The following is a 14,396-nucleotide window of genomic DNA, read 5'->3' on the forward strand; positions in this document are numbered from 1 at the left end:
ATTTTATAAAGAATGTAGAAAACAATGCTGTACAGAACATTATTTAGAACTCATAAGAAACTCCTGTTTGAATTGTAAAGTATAAAGGTCGATAACTTTCAGAATTTTGACTAGCATTTTTTAATTGATACTTAAGTAAAGGCTCAACATTCAAAAACACTTTTTTTGATAGCTTATATCGAAGATTTGTTCCAATATTAATACTGAAATTTGTTTTCAGAATATTAGTATTGCTTCCTAACTTAAAATTGTTAGAAGCAGTGTTTATAGCAATATTATTTTCATCTAGAAACAGAAAACTTAATTCTCCTATTAGTGAAGTGCTAATCTGATTGTCTAAGATTTGATATTGTAACCCAAATGAAATATCGTTGTAAATTGTCTTTTGTATTACATCTACTTTTTCAGAATCTCCTATGATATCATTAATGGGTAAGATTATTCCCAAATCATTAAGTATAATTGGTAATTGATCGGTTTGTACATTTTTTATTTTGTTGCTTAACTTTAATCTATTAAATCCAACTCTTAGTGCTATTTTCTCGGTATAATATGTTTTAAAGAGAATACCATAACTTAAGCTTATTCTGCCACGATTTGTGTTTTTTGTAAGATGGTCGCTTAACAAAGAACCATTAGGGGCTATTATATATGTTGGAGTAATATGTACTCCAACACTAACTTTCTGAAATGGTTTTTTCTTTATTGGGTTCATATAAACTAATGTATCCTTATTCTTACGGTTAGTAATATTCGTATTCTTTTTGGATGCTATTAGAGTTTTTAGAGAATCATCTTTACGTTCTTTGTTTTTAGAGACTTTGTTGTGATTGTTGTTTAAAATATTATCCGTTTTGGTTGTTGTTTGACTGGTAGTTGAGGTTGCAGATATTGAGGTCCCTCTATTTATAGGATTAGTTTTTGTACTAGAAATAGAAGTGTTTGGCTTGTTTTTTATTTCTTCAATATCTCTATTGCTACCTTTTTTTGTGTTAGATGCCTGTTGATTAGTTTTGTGAGTAGGGAGCGGCATTTTATTTGTTGTTAATAGAAGACTAGTATTCGAAACATTTTTATTTGATGATAAACCAATACCATTATTAGTTTCACTATATAATAAAGACCAATTGTTTTCTATCGTACTTGTATGCAAATCATTGATGTCAGGTTTTGATTTGGGTGACATAGATACTGTTGTTATAACTTCATTACCTGATATTTGTAGTTTGTTATTTTCTGGATCTATTTCTTCGCAATTTTCTGGGGTTACTGGTTTTTTTGTTTTAGTATTAATTGAGTTTTCTGTGATACTATTATAGTTAGATGTATTAGCAGCAAAAAGTATTAATAACAAAAGAAATATAAGTACACCTACTACTTTTGCCCAATAAGAAAGCGTGTTATCTTCTTTTTTGGGTAACTTAGGTTCGATATCCTCCCAGGATAAATTACTAGGTGATTGATCAAAACTTTTAAGTTTTTCTTTAAAAGCTTTTCCTATGTCTTTTGGGTCAGCCATTACTTATTGCAATTTTTTTTAAACAATTGTTACTAGATGTTATTTTGGTTTTCAGTATAACTTTTGCTCTATGTAGGTTTGATTTTGAAGTTCCTTCAGAAATATGTAACATCTTGGCTATTTCTTTATGAGAATACTCATCCAGCTCATATAAGTTAAAAACCAATCTATATCTGTCGGGTAATTCTTGTATGTGTTTTAGTAATTCATCTAATGAAAGATTTAATGTTTCAGAATCAATTCTGGTATCTGCGAGATTCTCTTCATTTATATTTATATCAGTAAAAGATGTTTTTTTATATTTGTCTATAGCTTTGTTAATCGTTATTCTTTTCATCCAACCTTCAAAAGAACCTTTAAAACTATATTGATTTATCTTTTTAAAAATTGTAATAAAAGAGTCTTGTAAATTATCTTCTGCTTCATCATAATTTTTGCAATACTTAAGACTCAAAGCAAATAGTATATCCCTATAAAGGTGAAACAATTCACTTTGTGCTTTCCTGTTGTTTTTTTGGCACTTCTTAATTAGCTTTCTTGTGTCCAATTGGTTTTAAGCTTAGCAAAGACTATTTATCGAAATCTGAAATACTTTTAATAAACAAAAAGAACTCAATTTTCACCTTTAATTTTCACTATGTGGTACTTAAAATACTACATAAATTATCACTAGTTTACTTTTTAGACTGAATTGTTTTAGATGGTTGCGTAAAAGATTTAAAAAAAAGCAATCTTTCCTTGTTTTTAGGAAAGATTGCTAAAAGTAACAATTAGCTCTCGTCATTATTATCGCAGGCTTCAGCAAATAAAACTATTCTAATTATTTTAGATTTGTTGGTGTCTGTATTTTTGACGTTAACAAAAACTACTTGAGGATTAGTTGTGTTTTGATAAGCAGATGAGTCTAATATATTTGTTTCTTGTTCTGCATGTTCATAGGTTTGATAAAATGATACTATTAATAAAGAAGTATCTACATTTTCCTGAAAAGAAAGAATACAGTCTTTGTAATCATTAAAAATAAAAATGGCTGTTTCTTCAAAATTTTTCAATTCACATTCCTTAAATTCTACATAATCACATGAGTTTTCAACATTGCATTGTCTTTTGATGATATACTTATCGGTTTCATTAGATATTTCTACAGTTTCATCATCTATTATCACGGCTTTCCAATCAAAATTCCAATCTTTGGCTGTTTCAGAATCCCCTTCAAGGTGAATATTGATATGTAATTTACCTTCAAGAAAAAAGGATACCCACGAGGTTCTGTATGCATTACCCTTATCATAAAAAATACCGGTTCCATCGTCATAAAAATCTAGTAACGCATCATCATAGTTTTGATTATTGGTTGAAGAGGTAATTTTCCAAACGCAATTTTCTTCTAATATTCTATTACAATAAGTAATAATCTCTGATTCGATACAAGCCTCTATGGTTTTTTTTAATTCGGCATTGTTCTGGATGCTAAACGAACTACCATCTTCTAGAATGGTGGTTATGGGATAACTTAGGCCTATTGCACTATTACTTCCTTCGGAGTCTTCCAGAAGACCTACAAAATCTATATTATTGTAGACTATTCTACTATCTACAATTTCAGAATCTTCATCAAAAAGATATACATTGAAAGGATAAACAAAAGTGATACAGACGAGTTTATTATCTTCATTTTTGTTTTCTGAAATACTTTTTAACGAATTGAATAATTCTGAATCTGTTTCTATTTTTTGGATATTATCCGGAAATAGATCGAAGGATTCATTATGGCAGGAAACCATTGAAATTAGTAGGGTGCTAAGCAGTAGGGTTTTAAACGTTGTCATAGTTACATTATTTAAAGTCTTTGTCTTATAGACTGGTAGCCTCTAAATGGTTGCGTAACATTAACTTATTTATCTAAATCAATAATTAGTAAAATTTATAAGAAGGGGATGTGTTTGGAATTTAGATTGTGTGTAGTGAAATAAAAAACGCCTTCAAGATTCTTGAAGGCGTTTTACTAAATAGTATAGAAAAATTAATTTTCTTTTTTATCTCTGTGAGGTTTTCGATCTCCTCTTGGCTTATCACCTTCTGGTCTAGGAGGTCTAGGCAATAATGCTTTTCTAGACACTTTTTCTTTACGAGTTCTAGAATCAATTCCGAAATACTTTACATCAAAGATATCACCCATGTTTACAACATCGCTAACATTCTCTGTGCGTTCCCACGCTAATTCTGAAACGTGAAGTAAAACTTCATTACCCGGAGCTTCCATATATTCTACTACGGCACCAAAATCTAACATTTTGATTACTTTCACTTCATATACACTACCAACAACAGGTTTAAAAGTAATAGAATCGATTTTTGCTAATACTGCATCAATTCCTTCTTGATTTGTACCAAGAATCTCTACATTTCCTTCTTCTGTAACAGGATCTTCATTAATTACTATAGTTGTACCTGTAGTTTTTTGTAATTCTTGAATTACTTTACCTCCTGGGCCAATTAAAGCGCCAATAAAGTCTCCAGGAATTGTTTTAGTTACCATTTTTGGAGCATGAGCTTTTACATCTGCATTTGGCGATGCAATAGTATCTGTTAATTTTCCTAGAATATGTATACGACCATCAGCAGCTTGCTTTAATGCGTTTACCAAAATTTCATAAGAAAGACCTTTTACTTTAATATCCATTTGGCAAGCCGTAATACCATCAGCAGTACCAGTTACTTTAAAGTCCATATCTCCTAAGTGATCTTCATCACCTAAAATATCAGATAAAACTGCATATTTTCCTGTTTCACCATCAGAAATTAATCCCATAGCAATACCAGAAACAGGTTTTACCATTTGTACTCCGGCATCCATCAATGCCATAGTTCCAGAACATACAGTCGCCATAGAAGAAGAACCATTAGATTCTAGTACTTCTGATACTATACGCACAGTATATGGGCAATCAGCAGGAATCATTCCTTTTAAGGCACGTTGTGCCAAGTTACCGTGACCAACTTCTCTACGAGAAGTTCCTCGTATAGGTCGTGCTTCACCAGTACAGAAAGGAGGGAAGTTGTAGTGAAGGTAGAATGTTTCTTCTCCTTCATAAGATGGCATATCAATTTGATTTGCCTCTCTAGAAGTTCCCAAAGTCACTGTTGCTAGTGCTTGAGTTTCTCCTCTTGTAAATATAGAAGACCCGTGAGTTGATGGTAAATAATCAACTTCACACCAAATTGGTCTGATCTCATCAGTTTTACGACCGTCCAGACGTAATCCTTCGTTTAAAGTAAGATCACGAATAGCAGCTTTTTCTGCTTTAGAATAATATTTAGATACTAGATCTCCAAAATCTTCAAGTTCTTCCTCAGAATACGTAGCTTTTATTTCTTCTTTTATTTCAGAAAAAGCTAAACCACGTTCTTTTTTAGAAGATCCTGCTTTTGCAACAGCATATACTTTATCATATGCCATTTCATGAATTTTCTTAGCCAGATCTTCATCTTCTCTTTCCGGATCGTACTCTCTAACCTCTTTTTTTCCAAAGGCTTCGGCTAACTTAAGCTGAGCAGCACATTGTATTTTTATATGATCATGAGCGAATTTGATAGCTTCTACCATTTCTTCTTCGCTAATCTCTTTCATCTCTCCCTCAACCATCATTACAGAATCTGCAGAAGCACCAATCATCATATCGATATCTGATTCTTCTAACTGCGCTCTTGTTGGGTTAATGATAAATTCACCATTTACACGACCTACACGTGCTTCTGAAATGGCACATTCAAAAGGGAAATCAGATAATTGTATCGCTGCAGATGCTGCTAGTCCAGCCATTGCATCAGGCATAACATCATCATCATGAGACATTAACTGGATCATCACCTGAGTTTCTGCGTGATAATCTTTTGGAAATAGTGGTCGTAATACACGATCTACTAATCTCATTGTTAGTACTTCACCATCACTTGGTCTAGCTTCTCTTTTGAAAAAACCACCAGGGTAGCGACCAGATGCTGCGAATTTCTCTCTATAATCTACTGTTAATGGTAGAAAATCGACATCACTTTGTTTGTAATTTGAAACAACTGTACATAATAACATACACTTGCCAGATTGTACAACAACAGAACCATGGGCCTGTTTTGCTAATTTTCCGGTTTCGATAGAAATTTCTCTACCGTCACCAAGGTCAATGACCTCTTTATAAACTTTTGGAATCATAATTTTTTTGATTCTAACGTATCAGTTTTATCATACAGATAAATCCTGATATGTTTAATTAAACATTGGTTTCCGTCTTACTCGGACGGACAAGGTTGTGTTGTTGTAGTAATTGTGCGACCAATGAAAAACTAAGGCATGCATCCGTACTCTAGTGAAGTACAAATGTTTTTTAATTATTTAATATAAAAAAAAGAGGCATGCAGCCTCTTTTTTATTACTTTCTTAATCCTAATTCTTTTACAATTGCACGATATCTCATGATATCCTTTTTAATAAGGTAGTCTAACAGATCTCTACGTTTTCCTACCAGCTTTACTAAAGAACGCTCTGTATTAAAATCTTTACGATTCTTTTTTAAGTGCTCAGTAAGATGAGTAATTCTGTGGGTAAACAATGCAATTTGACCTTCTGCAGAACCACTGTCATTCTTTCCTTTACCGTGCTTTGCGAAGATTTCTTCTTTAACTTCTTTCGTTAAATACATTCCAATATTATTTAAATGATTTTTATGTATAAATAGCTCTTTGCTATTAGCGTGCAAATATAATATTTTTTGGATTAGAAATACATTTTATATGAAAAAACATAATGTAATTAAACGTTTTACATAATATATGGTCTTAGTATCGTAACGTTAAAATTAAATATTATGAAAAGTAACTTATTTAAATTTAGTTTAATCACATTATTTTTTTTGATTTTAGTAGGATGTAATAAAGATGATACTGAAGATCAATTGGTGGCATCTTTTACTACTGAAGAAACAGAACTTAATGCCAAGGTAGATAATGCAACCGAGGTAATAAGTGATACATTTTTACAAGTGTATGAGTATGAGGAAAGCGCTGTAAAAAGTGCAACACATCCTTTTTTACCAGACTGTGCAACTATAACCATTGAGGTTACAGATACTTCTAAAGAAGTGATTGTAGATTTTGGCACTGAAGGATGTGAAGTTAGAGGAGGGCATATTGTAAAAGGAAAGGTGAATATGTCATACGTGGTAGATACCGAAGCAATGACAAAGATTATTAACTATACTCTCGAGGACTTTTTTATTAATGATGTTCAATTTGTTGGGTCTAAAACCATAACCAGACAAAAAGCTAATGATAATGGTAATCCTCAATATACAATGAATCTTGATTTAACGATTGCTTTTGCTGATGGTACGCAGGCATCCAGAACGGGGTCAAAGGTTCGTGAATGGATCGAAGGTTCTTTTAATGGTAATTGGGGAGATAATGTTTTCTTAATTACAGGCATCTGGGAAACTAATTTCAAAAATGGAAGCACACATAGTACTACAATTACAACACCATTACGACGAGAGGCAAGCTGTAGATTTTTGGTGAGTGGTGTTGTTGAGTTAGTAAGAACAAATTATAGTGGTTCATTAGATTATGGTAACGAAGAGTGCGATAATTTAGCTGTATTTACTAATGATAATGGAGAAGAACGTGAGATTCGATTATAGCCTGATAATCTACAAGTCTTTAATGTGATTATATTAAAAAGGCCCGACTTTAAGTCGAGCCTTTTTGTATATAACTAGATACAGGATGTCTTAATTTACTAAAGGACGATTTAGAATTAAACTTAGATATAAGTTTATCTTTTGTTTTAGCTCGTGTCTTGGAGTTATGAAGTCCAGAAACCCATGTTCTTTTAAGAATTCAGCGGTTTGAAAACCTTCAGGTAATTCTTTTCCTGTGGTATCTCTAACAATACGTGGGCCAGCAAATCCAATTAATGCTCCTGGCTCTGCAATATTAATATCTCCTAACATGGCAAAAGAAGCTGTTGTACCTCCAGTAGTAGGATCTGTACATAATGAAATATACGGTATTCCTGCATCGGCTAATTGAGCTAACTTGGCAGATGTTTTTGCTAATTGCATTAAGGATAATGCAGCTTCCATCATACGAGCACCTCCTGATTTGGAAATAATCATAAATGGAATTTTATGCTTTAATGAATAATCAGCAGCTCTTGCGATTTTTTCACCTACAACACTACCCATAGAACCTCCAATAAATGCAAAATCCATACATGCAATAACTAAATCATTACCAGAAGATTTTCCTACTGCTGTTCTTACGGCATCTTTTAAATTTGTTTTTTCTTGTGCGTCTTTAAGACGATCAACATATTTCTTTTTGTCTTCGAATTTAAGAGGATCTTTTGAGGTAACACCTTTATCAAGTTCTTTAAATTTATTATCATCAAATAGGATTTCGAAATATTCTTTACTACCTATTCTCACATGGTATCCATCTTCTGGACTTACATAGAAGTTTTTTTCGAGCTGTTCTGCATCTACAATTTTTCCCGTTGGAGATTTATACCAAAGACCTTTAGGGACATCCTTTTTGTCTTCGGTAGCAGTTTGTATACCTTTTTGTGTTCTCTTAAACCAAGCCATATAATTTTATTATAATTAAAAAAAGCTGAAACTTCTTAAATAAGTTTCAGCTTAAGTTTTCAGTCTTCTATAATGTATTTACATTATTTAAATCCTCGAATGCCTTTTTAAGACGGTTCTTAAAGGTAATTTCTCCTTCTCGCAACCATTTTCTAGGATCATAATACTTTTTATTAGGTTCTTCTGATCCATCAGGATTACCTATTTGCGTCTTTAGATATTCAATATTATTGGTCATGTAATCCCGAATACCTTCATTAAATGCAAATTGCAGATCAGTGTCAATATTCATCTTAATGACTCCATATCCAATTGCTTCTCTTATTTCTTCAATAGTAGAGCCACTTCCTCCATGAAATACAAAATCGATGTGGTTATGTTCGACTCCATACTTTTCTGAGATAAACTCTTGAGAATTTTTAAGTATTTTAGGTGTTAATTTTACATTACCTGGTTTGTATACGCCATGAACGTTACCAAAAGCTGCTGCTACGGTAAATTTATCACTTACTTTACTCAATTCTTCATAGGCATAAGCAACTTCTTCTGGTTGAGTATATAGCTTAGAATCATCTACATCGCTATTGTCTACACCATCTTCTTCACCACCGGTGATTCCCAGTTCGATTTCTAAAGTCATGCCCATTTTGCTCATGCGAGCCAAATATGTAGAACAGATCTCGATGTTTTCTTCGATAGGTTCTTCAGATAAATCGATCATATGAGAACTGTACAATGGTTTTCCGGTTTCTTTATAAAATTCTTCTCCAGCATCTAATAGGCCATCGATCCATGGAAGTAGTTTTTTTGCACAGTGGTCAGTATGCAAAATTACTGGTACTCCATAGGCTTCAGCCATTAAATGTACATGCTTGGCGCCTGCAACTGCTCCTGCGATTGCGGCTTTTTGGTCTTCATTAGATAGGCCTTTTCCAGCATTAAACTGTGCCCCTCCATTAGAGAATTGAATAATTACAGGAGAATTTAGCTCTGCAGCAGTTTCTAAAACGGCATTAATCGAATTAGAACCGATTACATTAACTGCAGGTAATGCAAAAGCTTTCTCTTTTGCATATTTAAAAATTGCCTGGACTTCGTCTCCTACAGCAACTCCTGGTTTGATGTTGTGACTCATAATTTAGTTTTGGTTTATAAGGCTACAAAAATAGTAAAATTATACGGAAACCGATAAGATTAAGATACTCATTAAAACGAGCAGAGTTGTAGTTGTTTTAATTATTAAAGATTATTGATTTTTCTCAAAAATGAGATATATGAATTTTTGATTTTTGAATTAAATTATATGACATAATAGTTGACTAAAAAGGATAATTAATTCCAAAATTATAAACGGCTTCAGAAAAGTTATACCCTTTAAACCAACGTTTATCTTGATCTCTGGCAGGATTAAAAGTTTTAAATCCAATGTCAAGTCTTAAAACGAAGAAATTAAAATCATATCGAAACCCGAAACCACTTCCTACGGTCATTTCCCTTATATCATCTAATTTTGAAAATGTAGCATCTTCTTCTTCTACATTATCCAAAACATTCCATATGTTTCCTGCGTCAATAAATAAGGCTCCATGTAATGACCCCAGAATTTTGTATCGGTATTCTGCATTTAGTGCAATTTTCATATTGGCTTCATTAAATTCATCTCTTCCGCCGGTACTTCCTGGTCCCAGGTCATATACCAACCACGCTCTATTATCATTAGGTCCGCCACCAAAAAAACTTCGTGCAAAAGGAATGCTGTTAGAATTGCCATAAGGAAGAGCAATTCCTCCAAAAGCTCTAAGAGCAACTATACTTTTTCTTCCTAAATCCAAATGTTTTATGTAATCTAACTCTGTTTTTGCATATTGAGAAAATTCTACACCAAATACTTCAAACCGTTTATTAGAGTTCTCCTTTAATCCGGATACCTTTGAAATAGTACTTAACAAATTACCGGCCAATTCAATTTTAGCTCTAAATCTTGAATAACTTTCATCATAAAGATTTTCTCTATTGTTTTTTGTGTAGGTATAACTTGAAGCAAATATTAAGTTGTCTTCGGTTAGTCTTACCTTTCTTTCATTAATATTTCGGATCTCTTGTAATTGATCTGATGTTAGATCCGGATCTGGAGTAGAACTTAAGGATTGCGATATAAATCCATTTGCTCCACTAGGTATGTTTAATACAGCATTGTCTATATTTGGAGTGCCAGTATCTGATTGAGAAAAGAATGGTGAGTCTGCTTCAAGAACTCTTGTGGCAATATTATTTAATCTGTTAAATGAAGTATTATAAATGTTGAAATAATTACTGGTATTTAGATTCCTAACATATTGCACATTAACAAGATCTAGTTGATTGGTTAGGGTATTACTAGGTTTCCATCGGTAATTAAATACTCCTGTAGCATTTTGTTTGTCAAGACCAATATTTTGCTGGACATTCATTCCAAAAATAAGATTAGTAGTCGGAGACATATGTTTTGGAACAATTTTATTAGTTTTAAGGGGGAAAATTATTTTGGGAAAAGATAGTTTTATATCTGTTCCTACTTCTGATATATTAAAGAATTTTTGACCACCATCTACAGCATCACTAGAAGATCCGATACTTCCCCGAGCCGAAATCTCTAAAATTTCTGCACCTCCAAAAACATTTCGTATTAATAGGGATCCTCCAAAACCTATTCCAAAAGCTTGAATGTTTGATGTTGATACATCAAAATCAATATTTGTACTATATTTTTTTCTTGGAGTTAAAAAAATATTGGCGATAAGATCTTTTCCTGTAGGATCTTCGGGATCAACTCCGAAATCTATATTAGGGTATTTAAAAGTTCTTAAATTATTGATTTGATTATAAGTGTTTGTACGATCTTTATCTCTAAAAATCTTGCCAGGAGTAATTAGAACAGAATTTGTAATTGCCTTGCGAGTGTATTTTATTTTGTTATAACCATAAATGTTATATCCTTTGTAAAAGGTACTGTCTTTAGGTTTTTGATTTCGATTTTGATATGAATAATCCGTGAAAATATTCACTTTACTTATTTTGTGAACCTTAAAAGGAATTCTAGCTGTAGAATCTCCAAGTGTGACAGAGCGGTTCTTTATAAGTAAATTTAGGTTTACTTTATGGTTTGTGTTAACAGTGTCGGCATCAAATTTTATGTATTCTTTTTCGAAGTGAAATAGTCCAGAATTTCGATATAAAGCAGTAAGTCGTTCTCGTTCGGTCTCGATATCTAATGTCTTATATTGTTTTCCTGAGATAATTGTAGATTTTTGAGTGTTCAATTTGTAAATAGAATCAACGACTTTGGATTCTATTTTGGTTTTTAATGAATCAATAAAATAAGGTTCATTTGGGTTTACATAATAATCTACAGTTGCGGTTTTGTTATTTTCTCTATTAATTTTATAATCTGCTTTAATGTTAAACCAGCCGTTATTCCAATAATAGGCTTGTAATCTTTTTATAGAACGTTTTACTTTAGATTCATCAATTATTGAAGGAGATTCTCCTGTGCTTTTTATCCACTCATTAATACCTGATAATCCAGCACCTAATCTGTCTACTTGTTTTTTTGAAAGTAACTTAGTAATTCTTTTTTTTCGTTTAGGTCTTCTGGTTAACCAATCTTGATATAAAGAATCTTTGTTTATACTTGCCAGATTATATATGTGAAGTCTAATAGGGATTCCTAATAGTTTAATATTTGGTTTTTGATATAATTGGTTGTAAAGTTTAGGATCCTTAGTTTTGACGCTATCAACATGAATTTGATTTTTTTTCAAAAGATATTCATTCTCAGGAACTCTTTTCACCGCATTACACGAAAATAAAAAGATGCTAGTTAAGGTAATTAATAATATTTTTGTCAGAAAGTGTTTCAACCTGTATTCATTCATTGATTCAAAAATACACTATTTGTATGGTTAGCAAAAACCAAAAGAAACTAATAAAGAGTTTATATCAAAAAAAGTACCGAAAACAACATGGATTGTTTGTTGCTGAAGGTAAAAAAGTAATAAAAGAGTTGCTAGCTGCCAACCTAAAGCTTCATTCTCTTTTTGCTTTAGAGACTGGAATCTTTGATGTTTCTAAGGAATTAGAGCATCATATTACCGAGGAAGAACTAAAACAGATTAGTTTTTTAACTACACCGCAAGTTGCATTAGCAATATTTGGTATTCCAGAAGTAAAAAAACCAAACTCTAACGGTTTGATTTTGGTATTGGATGATGTTAGAGATCCTGGTAATCTGGGAACTATAATTCGTCTTTGTGATTGGTTTGGAATACGGGATTTGGTGTGTTCTTTGCAGACTGTAGATTGCTATAATCCAAAGGTGATACAGGCTACAATGGGGTCTATTACAAGAGTGAATATTAGTTATGTGAATCTGAAGAGCTTTTTAACTTTAGCAACACCAAATTCGAGGATTTTCGGCACGTTTATGAATGGAAATTCTATTTATAACGAGAAATTACCCGAAGACGCTATTGTTATAATGGGTAACGAAGCAAATGGAATTTCTGAAGATATCGAGAATCTTATTAAAGACAGGATAACAATTCCACAATTTGGATCAGATCAAAAAACAGAAAGCTTAAATGTTGCTACCGCAACCGCTATTGTGCTTAGTGAATTTAGAAGATCTTAACGTAAGCTAGATTATTGAAATGTGAAATTTATAAAAATCCCTCTTGTTGACATTTTATCAATGGTTGAAGTATATGGACTGTTAGGATCATTGTCTTTTACCAATTCATCAGACATTGCAAATACTCCTCTTATAGATGGAGTAAATTTAAAATAGTATAAATACAAGTCTATACCAAAACCAATTTCATAATAATTAGTGTTGGTTTTCATCCTAAATTGCCCTGCACTATTATCATCGGGATTGTCTTCATTGCTAGATAAATTTATAGATGTAGAAACACCTCCAACAATAAAAGGTTTAATATTATTGATTCTTTGGGTTGATATTTTTAGTAATAACGGTACATGAACGTACGTTGATTTAACTTCTCTTACCGATTCAAAATCTGAAGTGAATTGAGAATTAGAAAACCTTAGATTTCGTGTGTTAAAAGTAACCATAGGTTCTAATCTAAGATCAAAATAATCATTTAATCTCAGGTTCCCTAAAAGACCTACGCTAAAACCAACAGATTCATCGTGTATAATATCTGTTTGTGGAGCATCTGTTGTGTAATCAAAATTAAAATCATAAAGATTGAATCCAAGAATATAACCATAGCTAAACCTTGGCTTATCAAAGTTTTGAAGGTTTTGAACCTTTTCTTTAGAAAATAACTGAGCGCTCATGTTTTGAGCACATATTAAAACAACTATTAAGATAAATATTCTTTTCATCTAAATTAAAATTAACCTTTTAATGGTTTAAAACCCTTATTTACTTTGGTATTATTATTTTGTAGCTGTATAAATTGTAGCAACACCAAAAGTTTGAGGATTATCTTTGACTTCTATAAACCCGATTTTTTTCAAAATATTGTTGAAGGCTTCTCCATAAGGAAAAGCTGCAGCACTTTCACTTAGGTAAGAATAAGCAGATTTGTCTTTTGAAAATAACTTACCAACAAGAGGTAGTATGGTTGTTGAATAAAACTTGTATCCTTGCCTATATGGGGTTTTTGTGGGTATCGAAGTTTCTAAGATCACAAAAATACCTCCGGGTTTAAGGACTCTAAAAATCTCTGAAAGTCCTTTTTCTAAATTTTCAAAATTTCGTACCCCAAAAGCTACAGTTATTGCATCAAAATAATTTTCATCATAAGATAAATTTTCACTATCTCCTTGAACCATATTAATAATGGTATCCAATTTTTTTATTGCAATCTTTTGTCTTCCTACTTCCAGCATTCCTTTAGAAATGTCAAGACCAATGATTTCTGATGCGCCTGTTTTTGATAGATTTATGGCCAAATCACCAGTTCCGGTAGCAACGTCCAAAATTCTTTTTGGATTTGTTTTACTAACGAGTTGAACTACTTTTTTACGCCATTTTACATCAATACCAAAAGAAATAACACGATTTAGCCCGTCATAGTTCTCTGAGATGGTATCAAACATCTCGGCTACCTGTTCTTTTTTAGATCTGGTTTTATCTTTATATGGAGTTATTTTTTCTGACATTAAAAAAATTTAGGCAAATATACATTTTTGATATTGAACTAATCCTGAGTTTTGTTGATTAAGCAAAA

The 14,396-nt window shown here is 32.1% G+C and carries 12 protein-coding genes; 2 read left to right on the forward strand and 10 right to left on the reverse strand.

Translation table 11 applies throughout. The features are described 5' to 3' along the window. Nucleotides 1-43: 43 nt before the first annotated feature. From ATE84_RS08545 to rpsO, 5 genes are all read right to left on the reverse strand, one after another. Nucleotides 44-1,519: a hypothetical protein gene (locus tag ATE84_RS08545; RefSeq protein ID WP_101447566.1), complete on the reverse strand. Its 1,476-nt coding sequence runs from the start codon at nt 1,517-1,519 to the stop codon at nt 44-46. Further along, nucleotides 1,512-2,066 (reverse strand): RNA polymerase sigma factor, encoded by a 555-nt coding sequence (locus tag ATE84_RS08550; protein WP_101447567.1) that lies wholly within the window; start codon nt 2,064-2,066, stop codon nt 1,512-1,514. The genes ATE84_RS08545 and ATE84_RS08550 overlap by 8 nt, the downstream gene beginning before the upstream one ends. 223 nt (nt 2,067-2,289) lie before the next feature. Continuing rightward, nucleotides 2,290-3,348, reverse strand: a complete 1,059-nt coding sequence (locus ATE84_RS08555; protein ID WP_101447568.1) for a hypothetical protein — start codon at nt 3,346-3,348, stop codon at nt 2,290-2,292. Between the two features lie 194 nt (nt 3,349-3,542). Next, nucleotides 3,543-5,729, reverse strand: a complete 2,187-nt coding sequence (locus ATE84_RS08560) for a polyribonucleotide nucleotidyltransferase (protein WP_233195771.1) — start codon at nt 5,727-5,729, stop codon at nt 3,543-3,545. Nucleotides 5,730-5,946: 217 nt separating this feature from the next. Further along, nucleotides 5,947-6,216 (reverse strand): 30S ribosomal protein S15, encoded by a 270-nt coding sequence (rpsO, locus tag ATE84_RS08565; RefSeq protein WP_024772559.1) that lies wholly within the window; start codon nt 6,214-6,216, stop codon nt 5,947-5,949. A gap of 165 nt (nt 6,217-6,381) precedes the next feature. Here rpsO and ATE84_RS08570 point away from each other — a divergent pair, with 165 nt between their 5' ends. Further along, a complete protein-coding gene (locus tag ATE84_RS08570; protein ID WP_101447569.1) occupies nt 6,382-7,209 on the forward strand; it encodes a hypothetical protein in 828 nt (275 codons plus the stop codon). Between the two features lie 90 nt (nt 7,210-7,299). Here ATE84_RS08570 and accD read toward each other — a convergent pair whose 3' ends face one another. From accD to ATE84_RS08585, 3 genes are all read right to left on the reverse strand, one after another. Continuing rightward, nucleotides 7,300-8,157: an acetyl-CoA carboxylase, carboxyltransferase subunit beta gene (gene accD / locus ATE84_RS08575; protein ID WP_101447570.1), complete on the reverse strand. Its 858-nt coding sequence runs from the start codon at nt 8,155-8,157 to the stop codon at nt 7,300-7,302. A 67-nt stretch (nt 8,158-8,224) separates the two neighbouring features. After that, complete coding sequence (gene fbaA / locus ATE84_RS08580; RefSeq protein ID WP_101447571.1) at nt 8,225-9,292, reverse strand: class II fructose-bisphosphate aldolase; 1,068 nt, start codon at nt 9,290-9,292, stop codon at nt 8,225-8,227. A 184-nt stretch (nt 9,293-9,476) separates the two neighbouring features. Further along, nucleotides 9,477-11,957, reverse strand: coding sequence for a BamA/TamA family outer membrane protein (locus ATE84_RS08585; RefSeq protein ID WP_369828512.1), 2,481 nt, complete (start codon nt 11,955-11,957; stop codon nt 9,477-9,479). A gap of 137 nt (nt 11,958-12,094) precedes the next feature. On the opposite strand from ATE84_RS08585, the gene ATE84_RS08590 reads away from it, so the two are divergent. Continuing rightward, nucleotides 12,095-12,826, forward strand: a complete 732-nt coding sequence (locus ATE84_RS08590) for an RNA methyltransferase (RefSeq protein ID WP_101447572.1) — start codon at nt 12,095-12,097, stop codon at nt 12,824-12,826. Between the two features lie 11 nt (nt 12,827-12,837). Here ATE84_RS08590 and ATE84_RS08595 read toward each other — a convergent pair whose 3' ends face one another. Further along, a complete protein-coding gene (locus ATE84_RS08595) occupies nt 12,838-13,545 on the reverse strand; it encodes a porin family protein (RefSeq protein WP_101447573.1) in 708 nt (235 codons plus the stop codon). Between the two features lie 54 nt (nt 13,546-13,599). Then, nucleotides 13,600-14,328: a bifunctional demethylmenaquinone methyltransferase/2-methoxy-6-polyprenyl-1,4-benzoquinol methylase UbiE gene (gene ubiE / locus ATE84_RS08600; protein ID WP_101447574.1), complete on the reverse strand. Its 729-nt coding sequence runs from the start codon at nt 14,326-14,328 to the stop codon at nt 13,600-13,602. Nucleotides 14,329-14,396 lie beyond the last annotated feature (68 nt).

It is taken from the genome of Aquimarina sp. MAR_2010_214 (assembly GCF_002846555.1).
Taxonomy (GTDB): domain Bacteria; phylum Bacteroidota; class Bacteroidia; order Flavobacteriales; family Flavobacteriaceae; genus Aquimarina.